Annotated in this window: 21 protein-coding genes; 10 read left to right on the top strand and 11 right to left on the bottom strand. The window is 37.7% G+C overall.

The window, feature by feature from the left end:
• The first annotated feature begins 43 nt into the window (after positions 1 to 43).
• Positions 44 to 1258: a pyridoxal phosphate-dependent aminotransferase gene (locus tag DQN49_RS04585; protein WP_006996194.1), complete on the top strand. Its 1215-nt coding sequence runs from the start codon at positions 44 to 46 to the stop codon at positions 1256 to 1258.
• Between the two features lie 116 nt (positions 1259 to 1374).
• Positions 1375 to 2631: a tryptophan permease gene (mtr, locus tag DQN49_RS04580; protein WP_006996193.1), complete on the top strand. Its 1257-nt coding sequence runs from the start codon at positions 1375 to 1377 to the stop codon at positions 2629 to 2631.
• 108 nt (positions 2632 to 2739) lie between these two features.
• On the opposite strand, the gene DQN49_RS04575 is transcribed toward mtr, so the two are convergent.
• From DQN49_RS04575 to DQN49_RS04555, 5 genes are all read right to left on the bottom strand, one after another.
• On the bottom strand, positions 2740 to 4107 hold the full coding sequence (locus DQN49_RS04575) for an L-serine ammonia-lyase (protein WP_006996192.1): 1368 nt from the start codon (positions 4105 to 4107) through the stop codon (positions 2740 to 2742).
• 34 nt (positions 4108 to 4141) lie between these two features.
• Complete coding sequence (locus DQN49_RS04570) at positions 4142 to 5380, bottom strand: HAAAP family serine/threonine permease (RefSeq protein WP_006996191.1); 1239 nt, start codon at positions 5378 to 5380, stop codon at positions 4142 to 4144.
• 222 nt (positions 5381 to 5602) lie between these two features.
• The gene (locus tag DQN49_RS04565) at positions 5603 to 7774 is read right to left on the bottom strand and encodes a heavy metal translocating P-type ATPase (RefSeq protein ID WP_006996190.1); all 2172 of its coding nucleotides are present in this window, start codon (positions 7772 to 7774) and stop codon (positions 5603 to 5605) included.
• A complete protein-coding gene (locus DQN49_RS04560) occupies positions 7749 to 7955 on the bottom strand; it encodes a heavy-metal-associated domain-containing protein (protein ID WP_005631184.1) in 207 nt (68 codons plus the stop codon). The genes DQN49_RS04565 and DQN49_RS04560 overlap by 26 nt, the downstream gene beginning before the upstream one ends.
• Positions 7956 to 8040: 85 nt before the next feature.
• Positions 8041 to 8247 (bottom strand): heavy-metal-associated domain-containing protein, encoded by a 207-nt coding sequence (locus tag DQN49_RS04555; RefSeq protein ID WP_005654130.1) that lies wholly within the window; start codon positions 8245 to 8247, stop codon positions 8041 to 8043.
• Positions 8248 to 8323: 76 nt separating this feature from the next.
• Here DQN49_RS04555 and cueR point away from each other — a divergent pair, with 76 nt between their 5' ends.
• A complete protein-coding gene (gene cueR, locus DQN49_RS04550) occupies positions 8324 to 8710 on the top strand; it encodes a Cu(I)-responsive transcriptional regulator (RefSeq protein WP_005654127.1) in 387 nt (128 codons plus the stop codon).
• 13 nt (positions 8711 to 8723) lie between these two features.
• On the opposite strand, the gene metJ is transcribed toward cueR, so the two are convergent.
• The gene (gene metJ, locus DQN49_RS04545; RefSeq protein ID WP_006996189.1) at positions 8724 to 9041 is read right to left on the bottom strand and encodes a met regulon transcriptional regulator MetJ; all 318 of its coding nucleotides are present in this window, start codon (positions 9039 to 9041) and stop codon (positions 8724 to 8726) included.
• Between the two features lie 234 nt (positions 9042 to 9275).
• Between metJ and rho the strand changes: the two genes are divergently transcribed.
• Positions 9276 to 10538, top strand: a complete 1263-nt coding sequence (gene rho / locus DQN49_RS04540; protein WP_006996188.1) for a transcription termination factor Rho — start codon at positions 9276 to 9278, stop codon at positions 10536 to 10538.
• A 55-nt stretch (positions 10539 to 10593) separates the two neighbouring features.
• Here rho and DQN49_RS04535 read toward each other — a convergent pair whose 3' ends face one another.
• From DQN49_RS04535 to DQN49_RS04520, 4 genes are read right to left on the bottom strand one after another with little or no spacing between them, the layout of a single operon-like run.
• A complete protein-coding gene (locus DQN49_RS04535) occupies positions 10594 to 11286 on the bottom strand; it encodes a prepilin peptidase (RefSeq protein ID WP_006996187.1) in 693 nt (230 codons plus the stop codon).
• Entirely contained in the window at positions 11283 to 12500 is a 1218-nt protein-coding gene (locus DQN49_RS04530) for a type II secretion system F family protein (RefSeq protein WP_006996186.1), read from the bottom strand. Before DQN49_RS04530 ends, DQN49_RS04535 begins: the two co-directional genes overlap by 4 nt.
• Positions 12497 to 13891, bottom strand: a complete 1395-nt coding sequence (locus DQN49_RS04525) for a GspE/PulE family protein (RefSeq protein ID WP_006996185.1) — start codon at positions 13889 to 13891, stop codon at positions 12497 to 12499. The genes DQN49_RS04530 and DQN49_RS04525 overlap by 4 nt, the downstream gene beginning before the upstream one ends.
• Positions 13888 to 14337, bottom strand: coding sequence for a prepilin-type N-terminal cleavage/methylation domain-containing protein (locus DQN49_RS04520; RefSeq protein ID WP_006996184.1), 450 nt, complete (start codon positions 14335 to 14337; stop codon positions 13888 to 13890). Before DQN49_RS04520 ends, DQN49_RS04525 begins: the two co-directional genes overlap by 4 nt.
• A 114-nt stretch (positions 14338 to 14451) precedes the next feature.
• On the opposite strand from DQN49_RS04520, the gene ampD reads away from it, so the two are divergent.
• The 6 genes from ampD to ruvX all read left to right on the top strand — a co-directional run bounded on the left by ampD (position 14452) and on the right by ruvX (position 19849).
• Entirely contained in the window at positions 14452 to 15012 is a 561-nt protein-coding gene (gene ampD, locus DQN49_RS04515; protein ID WP_006996183.1) for a 1,6-anhydro-N-acetylmuramyl-L-alanine amidase AmpD, read from the top strand.
• 622 nt (positions 15013 to 15634) lie between these two features.
• A complete protein-coding gene (gene corC / locus DQN49_RS04510) occupies positions 15635 to 16534 on the top strand; it encodes a CNNM family magnesium/cobalt transport protein CorC (RefSeq protein WP_006996182.1) in 900 nt (299 codons plus the stop codon).
• A gap of 22 nt (positions 16535 to 16556) precedes the next feature.
• Positions 16557 to 18086, top strand: a complete 1530-nt coding sequence (gene lnt / locus DQN49_RS04505) for an apolipoprotein N-acyltransferase (protein WP_013525535.1) — start codon at positions 16557 to 16559, stop codon at positions 18084 to 18086.
• A 49-nt stretch (positions 18087 to 18135) separates the two neighbouring features.
• On the top strand, positions 18136 to 18873 hold the full coding sequence (rsmE, locus tag DQN49_RS04500; protein ID WP_006996180.1) for a 16S rRNA (uracil(1498)-N(3))-methyltransferase: 738 nt from the start codon (positions 18136 to 18138) through the stop codon (positions 18871 to 18873).
• Complete coding sequence (locus tag DQN49_RS04495; RefSeq protein ID WP_006996179.1) at positions 18870 to 19430, top strand: YqgE/AlgH family protein; 561 nt, start codon at positions 18870 to 18872, stop codon at positions 19428 to 19430. Before rsmE ends, DQN49_RS04495 begins: the two co-directional genes overlap by 4 nt.
• A complete protein-coding gene (gene ruvX / locus DQN49_RS04490; protein WP_005648994.1) occupies positions 19430 to 19849 on the top strand; it encodes a Holliday junction resolvase RuvX in 420 nt (139 codons plus the stop codon). The genes DQN49_RS04495 and ruvX overlap by 1 nt, the downstream gene beginning before the upstream one ends.
• A 49-nt stretch (positions 19850 to 19898) precedes the next feature.
• Here the strand turns inward: ruvX and rdgC are convergent, their stop codons facing one another.
• Complete coding sequence (rdgC, locus tag DQN49_RS04485; protein ID WP_006996178.1) at positions 19899 to 20807, bottom strand: recombination-associated protein RdgC; 909 nt, start codon at positions 20805 to 20807, stop codon at positions 19899 to 19901.
• Positions 20808 to 20851: the final 44 nt, after the last annotated feature.

The following is a 20851-nucleotide window of genomic DNA, read 5'->3' as shown; positions in this document are numbered from 1 at the left end:
GCACTTTTCACGAAAATTTTATTAGAAACAAAAGGATTTCACTATGCGATTATTCCCAAAATCCGACAAATTAGAACACGTATGTTATGACATTCGCGGGCCAGTACACAAAGAAGCACTACGCTTAGAAGAAGAAGGCAATAAAATTTTAAAACTAAATATCGGTAATCCCGCACCTTTCGGCTTTGAAGCACCAGATGAAATTTTGGTGGACGTATTGCGTAATTTGCCGTCAGCTCAAGGCTACTGTGATTCAAAAGGTTTATATTCTGCTCGTAAAGCCATTGTTCAATATTATCAATCAAAAGGGATTCACGGCGCGACCGTCAATGATGTGTATATTGGTAACGGCGTATCTGAGCTTATCACAATGGCCATGCAAGCATTACTCAATGATGGTGATGAAGTACTCGTGCCAATGCCTGATTATCCGCTTTGGACTGCTGCGGTAACACTTTCTGGCGGCAAGGCTGTTCATTACCTTTGTGATGAAGAAGCAAATTGGTTCCCCGCTATTGATGATATTAAAGCGAAAGTGAATACGAAAACTAAAGCGATTGTCATCATCAACCCGAACAACCCAACGGGTGCAGTGTATAGCAAAGAATTATTACAAGAAATTGTGGAAATCGCGCGCCAAAATAATTTGATTATCTTCGCCGACGAAATCTACGACAAAATTTTATATGATGGCGCAGTACATCATCATATTGCCGCACTTGCTCCTGATTTATTAACGGTTACGCTGAATGGGTTATCAAAAGCTTATCGAGTTGCAGGCTTCCGCCAAGGCTGGATGATTTTGAACGGCCCAAAACATAATGCGAAAGGTTATATTGAAGGCTTAGATATGCTGGCATCAATGCGTTTATGTGCCAACGTACCAATGCAACATGCAATTCAAACCGCACTTGGTGGCTATCAAAGTATTAATGAATTTATTTTACCGGGCGGTCGATTACTTGAGCAACGAAACAAAGCCTATGATCTCATCACTCAAATTCCAGGCATTACTTGCGTGAAACCAATGGGGGCGATGTATATGTTCCCGAAAATTGATGTGAAAAAATTCAATATTCACAGTGATGAAAAAATGGTGCTGGATTTACTCCGCCAAGAAAAAGTACTACTTGTGCACGGTAAAGGATTTAATTGGCATTCGCCAGATCACTTCCGTGTTGTTACTCTTCCTTATGTAAATCAACTTGAAGAAGCCATTACAAAATTAGCAAGATTTTTGTCGGATTACCGTCAATAATGAATGCTTTGACAACATTACAAAGGGGACTAAATGTCCCCTTTTTATCGATATAAATATATTGCACTTTTCTTGTGTACTACTATAATAGTGCAAATTTATTTTAGAGGCATTTTATGATACAACAAAAATCTCCTTCTCTCTTAGGCGGTGCAATGATCATTGCAGGTACAGCGATTGGTGCAGGCATGCTGGCTAACCCAACTTCAACGGCGGGTGTATGGTTTATCGGTTCAATTCTTGCTTTAATTTATACTTGGTTTTGTATGACAACCTCAGGATTAATGATCCTAGAAGCTAATCTACATTATCCAACAGGTTCAAGTTTTGACACTATCGTTAAAGATTTATTAGGAAAAAGTTGGAATACTATCAATGGTCTTTCCGTTGCTTTCGTCTTGTATATTTTGACTTATGCCTACATAACCTCAGGCGGAGGCATTACACAGAATCTGCTCAACCAAGCATTCAGTTCTGCTGAAAGTGCGGTAGATATTGGAAGAACTTCAGGATCTTTAATTTTCTGCCTTATTCTTGCAGCCTTTGTATGGCTTTCAACCAAAGCAGTGGATCGTTTCACAACCGTGTTAATTGTCGGAATGGTGGTTGCTTTTTTCCTTTCTACTACTGGTTTATTAAGCTCTGTAAAAACAGCAGTTTTATTCAATACCGTTGCTGAAAGTGAGCAAACATATTTACCTTATTTATTGACCGCACTTCCAGTTTGTCTCGTGTCGTTTGGTTTCCACGGAAATGTCCCGAGTCTCGTCAAATATTACGATCGTGATGGTCGTCGCGTGATGAAATCGATCTTTATTGGTACGGGCTTAGCATTAGTGATTTACATCTTATGGCAGCTCGCTGTACAAGGTAATTTACCACGCACTGAATTTGCGCCAGTCATTGAAAAAGGCGGCGATGTTTCTGCATTATTAGAGGCTTTACATAAATATATTGAAGTGGAATACTTTTCCGTCGCATTAAATTTCTTTGCTTATATGGCAATTTCTACTTCATTCTTAGGCGTCACTTTAGGGTTATTTGACTATATTGCGGATCTATTTAAATTTGACGATAGCTTATTGGGCAGAACAAAAACAACACTTGTTACTTTTTTACCGCCATTATTGCTAAGCCTGCAATTTCCTTATGGATTTGTGATTGCCATTGGTTACGCTGGATTGGCGGCAACAATTTGGGCTGCAATTGTCCCCGCACTTCTTGCCAAAGCAAGCCGTCAAAAATTCCCACAAGCAAGTTATAAAGTATACGGCGGAAATTTTATGATTGGTTTTGTAATATTATTTGGCATATTAAATATTGTGGCGCAAATTGGGGCAAACTTAGGTTGGTTTGCAAGTTTTACTGGGTAAGTTTTAAAGAATAAATTTAAATTATTAAATAGCGATCTGCACTTTAACAGTGGGTTATGTAGTCCAACTCATTCGTGCAGATCAGCCCCTCAATTATTTTACTTTTTATTAGTTACAAACAATCTTAACTGCAAGTCCGCCTTGAGATGTTTCGCGATACTTAGCATTCATATCTTTGCCTGTTTCGTACATTGTTTCAATCACTTTATCCAAGGTTACTCTCGGATTGGTGGTGCGGCGTAAAGCCATACGTGATGCATTGATTGCTTTTACTGAAGCAATCGCATTGCGTTCAATACAAGGTACTTGAACTTGACCTCCGACAGGGTCGCAAGTTAATCCTAAATTATGCTCCATTGCAATTTCAGCTGCGATGCATACTTGTAGTGGATTGCCACCCAAAATTTCAGCTAGTCCCGCAGCCGCCATTGAACAGGCTACACCCACTTCGCCTTGACAACCCACTTCTGCACCAGAAATAGAAGCGTTCATCTTATAAAGTGAACCAATCATCCCTGCGGCTAATAAATAGCGTTCAATGATTTCAGGTGTTAATGGCGAGATGAATTTTTCATAGTAAGCTAATACCGCTGGAATAATCCCGCACGCACCGTTAGTTGGTGCCGTAACCACGCGTCCACCTGCTGCATTTTCTTCATTGACAGCAAGCGCAAACATATTGACCCAGTCGATTACGCGCATTGGATCGTTAGATAAATTCGTATTTGCTTGCAACGCACGATAAAGTGAAGCTGCACGACGTGGTACTCTTAATGGGCCAGGTAAAATACCCTCTGTGTGAATACCGTGTTCAATACAAGCCTGCATCGTTTTCCAGACATTCTCTAGATGAGCACTAACAGCCTCTTTGCCATTCAATGCGATTTCATTTTCCAACATCACAGTGGAAAGCATTAAGCCGTTATCACTACAATGTTTCAAAATATCTTCGGCATTTTTGTAAGGATAAGGCACTTGGACTGTGTTTTTTTCTGCTTTGCCAAAATGGGCTTCATCGACAATAAAACCACCACCGATCGAATAATAGGTTTGGAGATAAAGCTCTGTGCGATTTTCATCAAGAGCGGTAATTGTCATGCCATTTTCGTGCAATTTTAAAAAAGTGCGGTGGAAAATGAGATTATTTTCAAAATCAAATTTTACTATCTTTTGACCGACATTAATGGGTAAAAGTGCAGTTTGTTTAACTTTCTCAATGAAACCTGAAATCATATCAATATCCACATTATGTGGTAAATAACCCGCTAACCCCATAATAATGGCAATATCTGTACTGTGTCCTCGTCCTGTCATTGAAAGAGAACCGTACACATCTACGTGAATTTCAGTAGTTTGTTCAAATTGATTTCGTTTAATTAAGTCGTCTATAAATTGTTTACCCGCTTTCATCGGACCGACCGTGTGGGAACTGGATGGCCCAATTCCCACTTTAAACATATCAAATACGCTAATCATAAATTTCTCAAAATTCGTTAAAAATTAAAGGCGATTATAATAATCCATAAACAACTGCAGAAATAGCAATTAGCCCCATAATTGTTACAAATACATTACTGAAACGTCCGCTGTAGCGTTTCATTGCTGGGATTTTTCGAATCGAGTACATTGGCATGATAAACAAAATCATCGCAATGATTGGGCCGCCAAGAGATTCGATTAAGCCTAAGATACTTGGATTAATAATCGCAACGCCCCATAACGTTAATAAGAAGAAAAGTGCGGTCGCATAATTGAGTTTTTTACGATTTACTGCTTCACCTTTCATTTTTAAATATAAACCTTCTAAGCCTTCACGCGCCCCCATATAGTGACCGAAGAATGAACTAGTAATCGCTAAGAATGCAACAAGCGGGCCAAAATAAGAGATATATGGATTATCAAATTTATTCGCTAAGAAAGACAAGATACTAATATTCTGTTCTTTTGCTGCCACTAATTCTTCAGGTGTTAATGTTAGTACACAGCTAAATACGAAGAACATTACAAAGAATAACAAAATCGTTGAGACGCCTTTTTCTGTATGGCTGATATGGCGTTCTGCACCCTCAAACGTTTTGTATTCACGGAATTGTGAGCAAGTAAAAGATGAAATTGCTGGTGAATGGTTAAATGAAAATACTAATACGGGAATGGTTAGCCATAAAGTTGTTAAGAAACCGCCTGCTGTTGGAAGTTCATATAATACGGCACTATTCCATTCAGGAATTAAGTAAATAGAAAGAACAAATAAAATTAAGACTAACGGATAAACAAGCCATTCTGTGATTTTTAACATCACTTTTTCATTAAATAACATCACGGAAATCAATACCGCAATTAATACAAAAGAGAGAATGACTCGATTTGGCGATGCCATGCCAAGCTGATTCACAATAAAAGAATCTACGGTGTTAGTAATACCGTTACCGTAAATTAAAAGAATGGGGAAAATCGCGAAAAAATAAAGTAAGGTAATAAGCTTACCCGCTGTTTTACCAAAGTGTTCTTCCACTACTTCAGTAATATCGCTGCCAGGATTTTTTGATGAAAGTACAAAGTAGGCTAAGCCACGGTGAGCAAAATAAGTCATTGGCCCGACGATGATTGCCATTAAAACTAACGGCCAAAATCCACCCATCCCTGCGTTAATCGGCAAGAACAATACGCCCGCGCCAACCGCCGTACCGAAAAGGTTTAACATCCACGTTGCATCAAATTTGTTCCATTTGAGTTTTTCTGTTGATTTCATAGTTTGCTCCAAAGCATAAATTACTTAAATTTGTCAATTTGTAGAGCAAAATATGCCCTAACAAAATTTGAGTATTATGTTATGCCGATAAATAGAGAATCTCAAAGAGAAAATTCTAAAATTGTGATCAAGTTAAAATTTTTTTAGAAAAAGTGCGGTAATTTTCAGCGACAAAAAAATCGGTGCGATGACGACACCGATTGCGTATAAAAATAAATGAAATTAGAACCGCACTTTTTTCAATCTTAAGGCGTTCATCAATACGGAAATTGAGCTCAACGCCATAGCAGCACCAGCGATTATAGGGCTAAGAAAACCGAAAGCTGCAAGGGGTATGCCGAGAATATTGTAAATCAAAGCAAAAAAGAGATTTTGTTTGATATTTTTCAAGGTTGCTACTGCAATAAAAAGCGCATCCACAAGTTGATTCACCGAATGTTGCATAAGCGTTGCTGAGGCGGTTTGTTCCGCAATATCTGAACCTGATTTCATCGCAAAACTGACGTTTGCCGCGGCTAAAGCAGGCGCATCATTTATTCCATCGCCTACCATTGCGACAATATGACCTTGAGCTTTCAGCTTTTGGATTTGTTCCGCCTTATCTCTAGGACTGAGTCCACCAAAGACTTTCTTAATGCCGAGCTGTTTTGCTATGTAATCCACGACAGATTGTTGATCGCCACTCATAATCACTACATCAATATTTTGTTGTTGTAAGCGTTGAATAGCGTGCAAGCTATCGTTTTTTAAGGTATCCGTCAGCGCAAATGCACCAATGGGTTTATCATTTATAGATACTGCGACAATGCTCGCAATTTGCCAGATATCCTCTAAATTTTTAGGCAAGATTAAACCGCAATAATCGGGTTTACCGACTTTTATTGTTCCCACTTGTTCTAATTCGGCTTGAATGCCTTGACCCACTTCCATCTTTGAAAAAAGTGCGGTAGGAATTTCTAACATTTTTTGTTCCGCTGTTTGCACAATAGCTTTTGCAATTGGGTGGTTAGCTTGTCGTTCAACTGCTGCGGCAAAACGATACAAATCTTCTTCAGAATACACCGCACTTTGTGGCTGCCATAGTGCTGAAATTTCAAGCTCCCCCTTTGTTAGTGTGCCAGTTTTATCAAGTACAACGGTATCTACGTGGGCGGTTTCCTCCATTGCTGCCGCATCTTTAAACCATACGCCAGCATTAACCGCTTTACCTAAACCAACCATTATGGCAGCTGGTGTGGCTAATCCCAAGGCACAAGGGCAAGCAATCACAAGCACGGATACTGCGTGAATGAGTGAAGACACACTATCATTCGTCAGAATGTAAGTGAGAATGAAAGTAACAAGTGAAATCACTAATACAGCAGGCACAAATACTGACGCAACTTTATCGGCAAATCGTGCAATGGGTGCTTTTGAGCCTTGCGCATCTGATAATGCATTCATCATATCGCCAAGTAAGGTTTGGCTACCAAGCTGATTTGCTCGATAGATAATAGAACCTTCTGTTACCATTGCCCCTGCTAAGACTTTTCCACCTTTCTGTTTTTCTTCTGGACGAGATTCACCTGTTAAATGACTTTCATCACACCATCCATTTCCACTTTCAATTATTCCGTCTGCCGCAATACGCTCGCCTTGATTCGCACGAATGATTTCGCCGATATTTACTTGGTCAAGAGCAATTTCAGTCCATTTGTCATTACGCAGAGCGGTGACTTTTTTCGGTGTCAGTTGCAAAAGCATGCTTAAGCTATTTAGGCTGTGCTTTTTAGTGCGATCTTCAAGAAATTTTCCAAGACTGACAAAACCAATTACCATAACAGAAGCCTCAAAATACACTTGCTCCATTGCATGATTGGCGTGGTAAAACAGCATAAAAGCAGAATAAAGATAAATAGTGAGCGTTCCTGTACTGACAAGGACATCCATATTGGCAAGTCCACCACGAATACTACCGATTGCTCCACGATAAAATGGAATGGCTAACCAAAGTTGCACAATGCTTGCTAATGCAAATTGCCAAATCGGGGGTAACATTAAGTGATGGGAGCCACTTATCATACCAAGCATACCAATCAGAAATGGAATATTGATTATCCAAAGTACGATTAATCGCCAAGGGATTGATGTATTTTTTTCTTCTATTGGCAATTCATTGGCTTGTTTGATATGAGCAGAAAAACCTGTTTTATGGATAATCTCTATAATTTGAGTTTCGCTTGCCTGATCAGGATTGAACAGGACTTGTGCTTCTTCGGCAGCAAAATTTACGCCTGCTTGTTGCACAAATGGTTTTTTATTTAAAACTTTTTCAATACGATTGGCACAAGATTGGCAGGTCATCCCACCAATCTGAATCGAAATTTTTTTACTCTGTGGCGTCAAATCCAGCATCTTCAATGACCTCAATCAGCTGTGCAACATTGACTCGATTTTCATCAAAAGTAATATTTGCTTTACCCTCTAATTGCACATCAGCAGATTGTACACCATCTAATTCAGTTAAAACTTGAGTAAGACTTTTTACGCAACAGCCGCAATGTATGCCTTTTATGTTTAATGTGATAGTTTTCATTTTTACTCCTTGTTAGTTGTTTTATTGATGAATGCGATTGGCACAAGATTGGCAGGTCATCCCACCAATCTGAATCGAAATTTTTTTACTCTGTGGCGTCAAATCCAGCATCTTCAATGACCTCAATCAGCTGTGCAACATTGACTCGATTTTCATCAAAAGTAATATTTGCTTTACCCTCTAATTGCACATCAGCAGATTGTACACCATCTAATTCAGTTAAAACTTGAGTAAGACTTTTTACGCAACAGCCGCAATGTATGCCTTTTATGTTTAATGTGATAATTTTCATTTGTACTCCTTGTTAGTTGTTTTATTAATAGCTACACTATAAACCTTTACATAAGGTTAAGGTCAAGAAGTTTTTTATGAATATTAGTGAAGCCGCAAAATTAGTAGGTTTATCTACAAAACAAATCCGTGATTATGAAAAAATGGGGTTAATTAAACCCGCTGTTCGCAGTTTGTCAGGCTATCGAAATTATGGAGAAAGTGATTTAGAAAGGTTGCATTTTATTCGACACTCACGCAATGTTGGGTTTTCGTTACATCAAATCGCACAATTATTAGCACTACAAGATAATCCTAAGCGTAGCTGCCGAGAAGTGAAAGTGCTAACTGCTCAACATATTGCGACATTAAATCAACAAATAGAACAGTTACAAAAAATGGTACAAAAATTGCAGCACTGGCACGACAGTTGTCAGGGCAATGACAACCCTGAATGTTTAATTTTGAATGGCTTGAACGGATAAGTGAAAAGTGCGGTTAATATTCCCAACTTTCTGGATCGACACCTAATTCACGCATAAGCACTTTGGCATCTTCGGGAATTTCATCATTACGCTCTTTCATTAAATCTGTATCGGCGGGCAAAGGCTGTCCTGTGAATGCGTGTAAGAACGCTTCACAAAGCAATTCACTGTTAGTTGCGTGACGTAAACTTTTTAATTGGCGACGAGTGCGTTCATTCGTCAAAATTTCCAGTACTTTAATAGGAATAGATACTGTAATTTTTTTTACTTGCTCACTTTTTTTGCCGTGTTCTGCATAAGGGCTGATATATTTTCCGTCCCAATCTGCCATAATTTCCCTTAGAGCTTATCGATAACCTTACAGACTGTCCGTATTCTAATTAAAAATCAAATAAAGAACAATCTAGACGGCTAAACTTCCAAAATAAGTTCTTAAAAAAGTGTGGTAATTTTTTTAATAAAAGCTAGACAGCACAGGGTTTTAGTGGTAATTTACGCACCATTCAAAGGGTGCAAACCCACCATTCGAATAATCAATTCTTATTAATTCCAACATTTATTCATTATGCATTTAACAGAACTTAAAAATACGCCTGTCTCTGATCTTGTGAAACTCGGCGAGGAGCAAATGGGCTTAGAAAATTTAGCACGTTTGCGTAAACAAGATATTGTCTTTGCAATCTTAAAACAGCACGCCAAAAGTGGCGAAGATATTTTCGGCGGTGGCGTGTTAGAAATTTTACCAGATGGTTTTGGTTTCCTTCGTTCTGCCGATAGTTCCTACCTTGCAGGCCCTGATGATATCTATGTTTCCCCAAGTCAAATTCGTCGTTTTAATCTTCAAACTGGGGATAAAATCGAAGGCAAAATTCGTCCACCAAAAGAAGGCGAACGTTATTTTGCACTTTTAAAAATTGATCAAGTTAATGATGACAAACCAGAAGTTTCTCGTAGCAAAATCTTATTTGAAAACTTAACGCCATTACATGCTAACTCTCGTTTAAGAATGGAGCGAGGCAATGGCTCAGCAGAAGATTTAACTGCCCGTATTTTGGATTTAGCCTCGCCAATTGGTAAAGGCCAACGTGGTTTGATCGTAGCTCCGCCAAAAGCGGGTAAAACAATGTTGTTGCAAAATATTGCGCAAAGTATCACGCATAATTATCCTGATGTGGAACTTATCGTATTACTGATTGATGAACGCCCAGAAGAAGTGACAGAAATGCAACGTTCAGTAAAAGGCGAAGTCATTGCTTCTACTTTTGATGAGCCAGCAACTCGTCACGTTCAAGTGGCAGAAATGGTAATCGAAAAAGCGAAACGTTCAGTAGAGCATAAAAAAGATGTGGTGATTTTACTTGACTCTATTACCCGTTTAGCACGTGCTTACAATACGGTAACCCCAGCTTCAGGTAAAATTTTATCTGGTGGTGTGGATGCTAACGCATTGCACCGTCCAAAACGTTTCTTCGGTGCTGCACGTAACGTGGAAGAGGGCGGTAGTTTAACGATTATTGCCACTGCGCTAGTTGATACAGGTTCGAAAATGGATGAAGTTATTTTCGAAGAATTTAAAGGTACAGGTAATATGGAATTACACCTTTCTCGTAAAATTGCAGAAAGACGCGTATTCCCAGCCATTGACTTTCAACGCTCTGGTACTCGTAAAGAAGACTTACTCACAACAGCGGATGAATTACAAAAAATGTGGATTCTTCGTAAGATTCTTAATCCAATGGATGAAGTGGATGCAATGGAATTCTTGATTGATAAGCTGATGATGGCAAAAACCAACGAAGAGTTTTTTGAAGTGATGAAACGTTCGTAAAAGTAACCGCACTTTTATGAAGAACAAGGGGAAAATATTATGTTTTCCCCTTTTTTTAATACCAGTAATATTTGACGAAATAAATTATGACAGCTGATAAGTTCATAAAAGGGGCAAAAGGTATAAATTCTTTTTTCTTTTTATGAATAAGCGAAAAACATATTCCAAGAACTGAGGCTAATAATAAAAAGTGCGGTAAGGTTTCTAAATGAATAAAACTTCCTAATGCCATTGCTAGCCAATAATCTCCCCGTCCAAAGGCTTCTTTTCCGTAATAGAATTTTGCAATCCAATAGATTGCGTAGAAAACAATAAAAAAACTTGCCGCACTTTTTATGCTTTCAGATAACGTAAGCAATGAAAAATTATTGTCTGCCCCAAATAAACCGATTGTAAGTAGCCATAAACAGAGTGTAGTAGAAATAAGTTGATAGTGCCAATCAAGATAACTGATTGCCCAAAGGATAAGAAGTGTGAGTCCGAACCATACAGTAAAAATAGAATCTTTGAAGGCAATTTGTAAAAATATAAATCCAACTCCAACACTTAAAAAATACCTCAAAATATGACCGCACTTTTTTTGTTGAATAGAGGAAACGCTAGGCTGAAATGACAGAAAGTTTTGTGGAAATAATTCAACGTAGGTCGCATAAATCTCTTGCTGTAAACGGGTAATAAAACCAGATAGGTAAAACCACAATGCGATCCCTAAGATGCCGCCTAATAAAAACATTGTGAAGTAAATCATTGAATAACAGAGCCCATATTAAAGATAGGTAAATACATTCCCATCATAATAATTCCAATCAGACTGCCGATGATCACCATCATTAATGGTTCTAGCATTTGTGAGAGTAAGTCAATTTGATGATTAAGTTTTTCTTGGTAATTATCCGCAATATGCTCTAGCATCAAAGCGAGTTTTCCGCTTTGCTCGCCAATTTGTAACATTTGTTGTGCTTCCATCGGGAAAAGATCGCTACTTACGCTATTAGAAAACGCATAGCCTTGAGAAACCCATTGTAAAATTGACCGCACTTCTTTATCTAATATGATGTCATTTACAAGCGTCTTGGTTTGCCACGTTTGTGTGCGAGGAAGAAAACTGTCTAGTGCTTGATTAAGCGGTACGCCAGCCTGTAACATAATTTGTAAACTGTGACTAAAGTTCACTAAACGTGAAAGTTTTTGAATTGTGCCAAAAATAGGCGTGACAGAGATAAGTTGGTTTTTCTTTTGATGAAACCAAGTCTGGCGTTTTAGATAAAAGTAATAAAATAGAACAAAACTCAAAGCGAAAAATAGCAAAATGCCAATATTTTGCTTAAGAAAATTGGATATAGAGAGCAATATTGCGGTTATTGTTGGTAATTCGGCATTGTTGCCACTGTACATTTCAGCAAATTGAGGCACGATAAAAAGCAGTAATGCGAGTGTCAATAATAGAGAAATTCCCAATACCATTGAGGGGTACAACATAATTTTCTGTAATTTACGTTGTAATGCTAAAGATTGGCTACGATGTGTGGCTATTTTTTTACAAACAGCGGAAAGTTTTCCTGTCATTTCTCCCACTTGAATCAGTTGAATTTCTTGTTGTGTGAGATATTTTCCTTGTTGTTCAATGGCTTGTGAGAATGCTAAGCCAGATTCAATGGATTGAAGCAGTCGTTCAAGCCATTTGTTGAGCATAATTTGAGTACAATTTTGTTGCAAAATTTGTAGGCTGTTTTTTAACGGAATTACGGACTGTAGCAATGTCGCTAATTGATTGAGTAATTCACTGATTTCTGAATTTTTGGGTTTTGCCCCAAATTGCCAGTTTTGTTGTAATTTGATGTGAGTAAGCCCGCGGCTTATTAACTGAAAGTGCGCTTGTTGTTTCGTATCCGCAATAATTGAGCCTTTTTGTTTCTGATTTAATGCGTTACTACCTTGATAATAAAAGAGTTTTTTAGTCATGAGTTTTTACCTAACACACGTTCAATTTCTTTCTCATCTGTTATGCCTTGGCTAACTTTTTCCAAACCACTCTCTCGTAAATTCTCAAAATCCGTTTGATAGCCATTCTGTTGCCAATGTAGAAATTGATACACGCCGATTCGCCCCCGATAACCTTGATGGCAATCACAAGAATTTATTAAATTTCCACCGCACTTTGGACAGATTTTTCGTACAAGACGCTGTGCAATGACAAGTAGTAAACTGTTTTCAATTTCATACTGCTGAATACCGAGTTGTTGTAAGCGAGAAATGGCAGAAATTGCATCATTGGTATGTAAAGTTGAAAGCACCAAATGCCCCGTTTGAGCGGCACGTAGTGCAATCATCGCACTTTCTTCATCACGAATTTCACCTAGCATAATGATGTCGGGATCTTGACGTAAAAAAGCGCGCAATAGACGGCTAAAATCTAATCCAATCTGTGGGTTAATTTGGCTTTGAATAATGCCATCAAGCTCAATTTCAATGGGATCCTCAGCGGTCATAATATGTTTATCAGGCGTATTTAGCCACTGAAGTGCGGTGTAAAGTGAGATACTTTTTCCACTTCCTGTTGGGCCAGTTACTAAAATTAATCCTTGTGGCTGGCTAAGTGCGCGTTGAAATGCTTGTTGCTGATTTTCGGTCATACCCAGTTCAGCAAAGCTAAGTTCTACAGGTTTATTTTGTTGCGCTCGCAACACTATTTTTTCGCCCCAATGGGTTGGTAAGGTTGAAAGGCGAAAATCAAGAATATCGGAAAAAGTGGTTTTAAATTGAAATCGTCCATCTTGTGGAAGTCGATTTTCACTAATATCTAATTTAGCCAGTAATTTTAAGCGTGAAATAATACGATTGGCGAATATTTTGCTTATTAAGGGTTGTGGTTGTAAAACACCATCAATTCTAAACCGCACTTGAAACTGATCAGCCAAGGTTTCTAAATGAATATCAGAGGCATTTTTTTGTAAGGCAGATTCAAAAATCTGATTAAGTAAGCGGATAACAGGTTCATCATCTTCTTGTTCAAAATGGGTTTCTTGATGTTGATAGAATTTAACTTGCTCTTCCACTTGCATTTGGCGCGGAGTAAGTTGTTGTAACAGTTCTTTGAGTTGGCTGCTTTCTAACAAAATTGGTTCGACAGGTTTTCCTGTTATAAACGCAATGGTTTCACAAGCTGAAAGATTGGAGAGAGAATCAACCCCTAGCCAAAGACGATTATTTTCTTCTTTAAGTGGCAAAGCAAAATACCGCAAGAGCAAGGATTGCTGTTGTTGATTACGCACCCATAAATCAGGCGAGATCGTAAAGATCTCGCCATTTTGAGCGGTTACACGCTGAGTATGAAGTAAAGCATAGCTCGTCATTGTGTAACACTTCCGCAAAAATTTGCTGGAAATAAAGAGGCATCCGTTCCTTTGCAAGTTGTTGTCCAAGTTACACCTGTTGCAGCATTACCTGTAGCTTGCAAAATATATTCCATATTTGCCAATGTGCCATCCCCTTTTACTGTTATTGCACCGTTGCTTGTTGTCACTGATTTTACATAGCCTTTTGCTGCGGTTATATCTGCTGCAATACCATTTTTTCCACCCGTACAGTTTGTTGTTTCATTTGTGCTATATACACATAATTCCACATCAGCCTTATAAGGCGCTGACGCTTGCAGTAATTCAGATACCGCTGCTTTTTTAGTATAATTTTGATAAGAGGGAATTGCGATAGTGGCTAAAATAGCAATAATTGCAATCACAATCATTAGCTCTATTAATGTAAACCCTTTTTTCAAGGTTTGCTGTGTTGTTAGTTTCATTCATTTTCCTTTTATTAGGCCTTTGTTAGCGACGACATTGTGAAAAGGAAAAATTTGTTTGTAAAATTGACCGCACTTTTTCTGCGATCCTGATCGCAAAAAAAGGAAAAAAGTATGCAAAAACTAAAAGATATTGAACAAGGTATACTGGATTGTCGGCAAATTCAGTCACCTCACTTCGATAAACGCCCAAATCCACAGGATATTTCCTTACTGGTTATTCATTATATTAGTCTGCCGCCAAAACAATTTGGCGGCGGATATGTGGATGATTTTTTTCAAGGAAAATTAGATCCTAAGATTCATCCTTATTTTGCAGAAATTTATCAAATGCGTGTTTCAGCACATTGTTTGATCGAACGAAATGGGCGAATTACGCAATATGTCAATTTTAATGATCGCGCTTGGCACGCAGGCGTATCTAATTTTCAAGGACGAGAAAAATGTAATGATTTTGCCATTGGAATTGAGCTGGAGGGGAGTAATGAACAGCCTTTTACCGACGCTCAATATTTTTCATTGCAAGAGCTTACTAACGTAATAATGAAAAGTTACCCGAAGATTACAAAAGATCGAATTGTTGGACATTGCGATATTTCGCCAGGACGTAAGATCGATCCTGGTCAATATTTTGATTGGGAACGTTATTTATCCAGTGTAAAACAAACTGTATAAAAATTAAACATCAAATTTTGATGTATTCTGTGTATTATAAATGCGTTCACTCTTTTAATTCTAACTAGTTGAATTAAAAGGAATAAATTTAAATCTGAAATTTTATTAAAAAAGTTAATTTGAGTTATACAACATTATAGATTTTCTCAACCACAATTTTATCCACAGAAATATTGAATAACTCAAAGAGATGATAAAAAGATCTTTTGTGAATAAAACTGTTTTAAAAATTGTATTTTTTTACCGCACTTTCTTCCATTTTTGAATGTGAAAAGTGCGGTTTATTTTTGTTTAAGACCTTTTGGTTGGAAATAACCCTATTTATTCTGAAGTTTGATGTGATAAGGATCTTTGCCTGTTTTTACGAGATCAATTCACAATCAGAAATCCGTTATTCACAATGTTATCCACAACATAGGTACTTTTCGTCATATAAACAAAATAAGAATATTTTGTTGTCTAGAATTTTCCCCTCTCCGTAAAATTGTATATTTTTAACCGCACTTTAGGTTCAAACCCAATGTGCAGTTATTTTTATTGATTTTCCTCTTTTCGCTTTTTGCTCTTTTTTTTAAAATATGATACTTTTTCGCCGTCAATAAGACATCAAACACAAATCAATATGAACGACGAACAGCAAAATTCAAACCAACCTGAAAATACGAAAAAACCTTTTTTCCAATCTTTATTCGGTCGCTTTTTTCAAGGCGAATTAAAAAATCGTGAAGAACTTGTGGAAGTGATTCGCGATTCAGAACAAAACGATTTAATTGATCAAAATACGCGTGAAATGATTGAAGGCGTGATGGAAATTGCGGAACTTCGTGTTCGTGATATTATGATTCCTCGTTCACAAATTATTTTTATTGAAGATCAACAAGATGTAAATACTTGTTTAAACACAATTATTGAATCCGCACATTCTCGTTTTCCTGTGATTGCCGATGCCGATGACCGCGATAATATCGTGGGCATTTTGCACGCAAAAGATTTATTAAAATTTTTACGTGAAGATGCCGAAGTGTTTGATTTATCTTCATTATTGCGCCCCGTCGTGATTGTGCCAGAAAGCAAAAGAGTGGATCGTATGTTAAAAGATTTTCGCTCAGAGCGTTTCCATATGGCCATTGTGGTGGATGAATTTGGTGCAGTGTCGGGGCTTGTTACTATTGAAGATATTTTGGAACAAATTGTTGGCGATATTGAAGATGAATTTGATGAAGAAGAGATTGCGGATATTCGTCAGCTTTCTCGTCATACTTATGCAGTGCGTGCGCTCACCGATATTGATGATTTCAATGGGCAATTTAATACGGATTTTGATGATGAAGAAGTAGATACCATTGGCGGTCTGATTATGCAGACTTTTGGTTATTTACCAAAACGAGGGGAAGAAATTATTTTGAAAAATCTTCAATTTAAAGTAACTTCTGCAGATAGTCGTCGATTAATTCAACTTCGAGTCACAGTGCCAGATGAACATTTGGCAGAAATGAATAATGTAGATGAAAAATCTGAATAGGATTTTATTATCAATTAAATTTATGAATAAATATTTAACTTATTTTATTGCTTTTATATCGGGTTTAGTCGGTGTTTTTGCCTTTTCGCCATTTGATTATTGGCCTTTAGCCTATGTGTCTTTACTCGGTTTACTTTATGTCGTTAAAAATCCTAAAAAATCCACCGCACTTTTATCCACTTTCTTGTGGGCGATGGGATTTTTCTGCTTTGGAGTAAGTTGGCTTAATGTTAGCATCCATCAATTTGGTGGTGCGTCGTTAGGGGTGAGTTATTTCCTTGTCAGTTTGCTTGCGGCTTATCTTGCGCTATATCCAATGCTCTTTACCTATTTAGTTCAGCGTTTCAAAGTGCAAAGTGCGGTAATTTTTGCCGTGATTTGGACATTGACAGAATTTTTACGGGGTTGGATTTTTACTGGTTTTCCTTGGCTTCAGTTTGGTTATACACAAATTGACAGCCCATTTTATGGTCTCGCCCCGATTTTTGGGGTAACAGGATTGACATTCTTTACCCTTTGGGCAAGTGCGGTCATTTTTAATCTCGTTTCCTCTTTGTTTAAAACGAAAAATCTTAAATTAGTTTTATCGAATGCTTTGTTATTGATTATCGTAGGGGGATTAAGTGCTTATTCATCGCGAATTCACTTTGTAAAATCTGTTGAAAATAAGGCAATTTCAGTCACGCTTGCGCAAGGCAATATTGAACAAAACCTTAAATGGGATCCTAATTATTTCTATTCTACTTTGGCAATTTATCAAAAATTAATCGCAGAAAATCTTGGTAAAACCGATTTAATTATTTTGCCTGAATCAGCCTTACCAACCCTTGAAAATGCAATTACACCATTTTTTGAAAAATTAGAGCATGCTGCTAAAGAAACTAAAACGGAGATTATGATTGGAACGGTATTCCAAGATACAAAATCTGGTAAGTTATTAAATTCAATTATGACTACTGGAAACCCAGATTTTCCTTATCAACCAGATACGCCAAATCGTTATAATAAACATCATCTCGTGCCTTTCGGGGAATATGTTCCGCTAGAAAGTATTTTGCGACCGCTTAATTCAGTGTTTAATTTACCAATGTCAGCATTTCAAAGTGGAGAGGCAGTTCAACCCTCTTTAATCGCAAAAAAACGTGCTTTTTCGCCAGCAATTTGTTATGAAATTATTTTCGGCGAGCAAGTGCGACAAAATTTGAAACAAGATACGGATTATTTGCTCACCTTATCTAATGATGCGTGGTTTGGCGATTCTATTGGGCCTTGGCAACATTTACAGATGGCAAGAATGCGCGCTTTAGAATTAGGCAAACCGCTTATTCGTGCAACAAATACGGGGATTTCAGTTTTTGTTGATGCGCAAGGTAAGGTATTAGCACAAGCCACGCAATTTATTGAAACAACTTTGACTTATAAAATTGCACCTGCGGAAGGCAAAACCCCTTATTCTGTGTTAGGAAATATGCCTTTGTATGCTTTATCTTTATTGTTTTTACTCTTGCACAGTATGATGGCGTTTATTCGTCGTAAGATGAATATCTTATAAAAACACCAGTTAAAATGACCGCACTTTTTCATTCATATAAATAAACATTATGCGCATACCAAGAATTTATCATCCAATATCCCTTGAAAATCAAACTCAATGTTATCTTTCAGAAGACGCGACAAATCACGTTGCTCGAGTGTTAAGAATGACAGAAGGCGAACAGCTTGAACTCTTTGATGGTTCTAATCATATTTATCCAGCAAAAATTATTGAGTCAAATAAAAAGTCCGTAAAAGTAGAGATTTTAGGGCGTGAGCTTGCGGATAAAGAATCCCATTTAAAAATCCATTTAGGACAAGTGATTTCTCGCGGAGAACGAATGGAATTTACTATTCAAAAATCCGTAGAATTAGGGGTAAATGTGATTACGCCATTATGGTCAGAACGCTGTGGCGTAAAACTTGACGCAGAGCGGATGGATAAAAAAATCCAACAATGGCAAAAAATTGCGATTGCAGCTTGTGAGCAATGCGGTCGTAATAGCGTGCCAGAAATTCGTCCATTGATGAAATTGCAAGATTGGTGTGCAGAAAATGATGGTGCATTGAAATTGAATTTACATCCACGCGCACACTATTCTATTAAAACCTTACCGACTATTCCTGCTGAGGGTGTTCGCTTATTAATTGGCTCGGAAGGTGGATTATCAGCACAAGAAATTGCCCAAACTGAACAGCAAGGATTTACTGAAATTTTATTAGGAAAACGTGTTTTACGCACTGAAACTGCATCACTTGCAGCGATAAGTGCATTGCAAATTTGTTTTGGGGACTTAGGCGAATGATGGAATTACAAGGAAAATTTTTGATCGCAATGCCACATTTAGACGATTATTTTAATCGCACGGTGGTGTTTATGTGTGAGCATAATGAACAGGGTTCAATGGGTTTGGTAATTAATCAGCCGACAGATTTAAGCATTGCGGAACTTTATTCAAAACTCAATTTTATGATGAAAAATGACCGCACTTTTGGTAATGAAATGGTGGTTGCGGGTGGACCTATGCATACAGAAAGAGGGTTTATTTTACATAAGAATACGCTTAATGCTTTTCAACATACTTACAAAGTCACAGAGGAACTTTCAATGACAACCTCCGCTGATGTGGTGGAAACGCTAGGTTCAACTTTTGCGCCTGAAAAATATCTTGTTGCGCTAGGATGTTCAAGCTGGGGGGCTGGTCAGTTAGAAAAAGAAATCAGAGATAATGCGTGGTTGGTGGTGTCATCTAACGATCAAATTTTATTTGATATGCCCTATGAAGATCGTTATGCTGCAGCCAATCAGTTACTTGGTATTCATCCTTATAATTTTGCGTTAGCGCAAGTAGGGCATAGTTAATGGGAATTACCGCTCTGGCTTTTGATTTTGGCACTAAAAGTATCGGTTGTGCCATAGGACAAAGTATTACTGGCACAGCACAAGCCTTGCCCGCTTTTAAGGCGCAAGATGGCATCCCAAATTGGGAAGCGATCGAAAAATGTTTGAAAGAATGGAAACCAGATGTTGTCATTGTTGGTCTTCCTTTAAATATGGACGGAACAGAACAAGATCTCACTCTACGTGCTCGTAAATTTGCAAATCGTTTACAAGGTCGTTTTGGCGTTAATGTTCATTTACAAGATGAACGATTAACCACCACGCAAGCTCGTAGTGAGATTTTTGAACGTGGTGGTTTTAAAGCATTAAAAAAAGGCAAAATCGATGGAGTGTCAGCTTGTTTAATTTTAGAGAGCTGGTTTGAATACGCTGAATATTAGATTCACATTGTAAAAATAAACTTCATTTTAGAATGATTAAAGTGCGATTTTATAATCTCGCTTTTTCGCCACCAAATTCATCTAATAAATTTTCGGTGAGTTTGGCTAAAATACCTGTCATCAGTACAAAATCTGCATCGAAACGCTGTGCAAAATCTTCTTTCAGAATATCATCATTTTTTTCCCGTACAGTATCTGCAAATTTTAAACGTTTGATTGTGCAATCTTCGTTAAAAACGAAAGTTAAGGTATCTTCCCATTCTAAGGCTAATTTACTTACTACTTTTTTGCCATCTTGCAGAAGAGCGAGAATTTCTTCATTTTCTAAGGGTTGTTTTTTGCAACGAATAACGCTGTCTTCCTGACTGCCACGAAGCTCGGCTTCTTCTAATGCAAGTAACCAATGCGGTAAGCTATCTTGAAGGATCCAATTGGTTAAAATCGTGCTGGGTTCATTAGCAAAGGCTAAAGGCACGACAGGGAGCGAACCTAAGGATTTACGCAGTAATGCGAGCGCATCTTCTGCGCGTTTACTCGATGCGGCATCAACATGAACAAGATTATTTTCCGTATCAATCCATAGTGCCGTATGCTGATTTTTACTAAATGCACGAGGTAATAAATTCATCACGACATCATCTTTTAATGTTTGTTTTTCTACCTTTTTAAGTTTGCGATTTTCTTTTTGTTCAAGGCTTTCAATGCGTTCATCAAGTTCACGTTTGACCACATTTGCCGGCAAGATTTTTTCTTCTTTTTTGGCGATTAATAGAATTTGTTTTCCAACAGAAAAATAGAGTAAATCAGAATCTCTTAATGGAGCAGACCAGCCAAATTTACTTTGATCTTGAGCACCGCAAGGATGGAATTGACAATCTTCCAGTTGAGTTTGTAGTTGTGTAAGATCCCAATCTAGGGGTTTAGTCAGTCTATAAGTCATTAAATTTTTGAACCACATCGTAACACTTCCTTCAATATAGGGTAGAATGTGCGGTATTATAG

The organism is Haemophilus aegyptius (genome assembly GCF_900475885.1).
Taxonomy (GTDB): domain Bacteria; phylum Pseudomonadota; class Gammaproteobacteria; order Enterobacterales; family Pasteurellaceae; genus Haemophilus; species Haemophilus influenzae.
This window is presented reverse-complemented; position numbering and strand designations above follow the sequence as displayed.

What these genes read in the sequence shown, in the direction of transcription:
- DQN49_RS04530 (WP_006996186.1), bottom strand. Translation starts at nt 12,500, where the DNA reads ATGACTAAAAAACTCTTTTATTATCAAGGTAGTAACGCATTAAATCAG.
- lnt (WP_013525535.1), top strand. Translation starts at nt 16,557, where the DNA reads ATGAATAAATATTTAACTTATTTTATTGCTTTTATATCGGGTTTAGTC.
- DQN49_RS04565 (WP_006996190.1), bottom strand. Translation starts at nt 7,774, where the DNA reads ATGCTGGATTTGACGCCACAGAGTAAAAAAATTTCGATTCAGATTGGT.
- DQN49_RS04570 (WP_006996191.1), bottom strand. Translation starts at nt 5,380, where the DNA reads ATGAAATCAACAGAAAAACTCAAATGGAACAAATTTGATGCAACGTGG.
- DQN49_RS04520 (WP_006996184.1), bottom strand. Translation starts at nt 14,337, where the DNA reads ATGAAACTAACAACACAGCAAACCTTGAAAAAAGGGTTTACATTAATA.
- ruvX (WP_005648994.1), top strand. Translation starts at nt 19,430, where the DNA reads ATGGGAATTACCGCTCTGGCTTTTGATTTTGGCACTAAAAGTATCGGT.
- mtr (WP_006996193.1), top strand. Translation starts at nt 1,375, where the DNA reads ATGATACAACAAAAATCTCCTTCTCTCTTAGGCGGTGCAATGATCATT.
- cueR (WP_005654127.1), top strand. Translation starts at nt 8,324, where the DNA reads ATGAATATTAGTGAAGCCGCAAAATTAGTAGGTTTATCTACAAAACAA.
- DQN49_RS04575 (WP_006996192.1), bottom strand. Translation starts at nt 4,107, where the DNA reads ATGATTAGCGTATTTGATATGTTTAAAGTGGGAATTGGGCCATCCAGT.
- DQN49_RS04560 (WP_005631184.1), bottom strand. Translation starts at nt 7,955, where the DNA reads ATGAAAACTATCACATTAAACATAAAAGGCATACATTGCGGCTGTTGC.
- DQN49_RS04495 (WP_006996179.1), top strand. Translation starts at nt 18,870, where the DNA reads ATGATGGAATTACAAGGAAAATTTTTGATCGCAATGCCACATTTAGAC.
- DQN49_RS04585 (WP_006996194.1), top strand. Translation starts at nt 44, where the DNA reads ATGCGATTATTCCCAAAATCCGACAAATTAGAACACGTATGTTATGAC.
- metJ (WP_006996189.1), bottom strand. Translation starts at nt 9,041, where the DNA reads ATGGCAGATTGGGACGGAAAATATATCAGCCCTTATGCAGAACACGGC.
- DQN49_RS04535 (WP_006996187.1), bottom strand. Translation starts at nt 11,286, where the DNA reads ATGATTTACTTCACAATGTTTTTATTAGGCGGCATCTTAGGGATCGCA.
- corC (WP_006996182.1), top strand. Translation starts at nt 15,635, where the DNA reads ATGAACGACGAACAGCAAAATTCAAACCAACCTGAAAATACGAAAAAA.
- ampD (WP_006996183.1), top strand. Translation starts at nt 14,452, where the DNA reads ATGCAAAAACTAAAAGATATTGAACAAGGTATACTGGATTGTCGGCAA.
- rho (WP_006996188.1), top strand. Translation starts at nt 9,276, where the DNA reads ATGCATTTAACAGAACTTAAAAATACGCCTGTCTCTGATCTTGTGAAA.
- rsmE (WP_006996180.1), top strand. Translation starts at nt 18,136, where the DNA reads ATGCGCATACCAAGAATTTATCATCCAATATCCCTTGAAAATCAAACT.
- DQN49_RS04555 (WP_005654130.1), bottom strand. Translation starts at nt 8,247, where the DNA reads ATGAAAATTATCACATTAAACATAAAAGGCATACATTGCGGCTGTTGC.
- DQN49_RS04525 (WP_006996185.1), bottom strand. Translation starts at nt 13,891, where the DNA reads ATGACGAGCTATGCTTTACTTCATACTCAGCGTGTAACCGCTCAAAAT.
- rdgC (WP_006996178.1), bottom strand. Translation starts at nt 20,807, where the DNA reads ATGTGGTTCAAAAATTTAATGACTTATAGACTGACTAAACCCCTAGAT.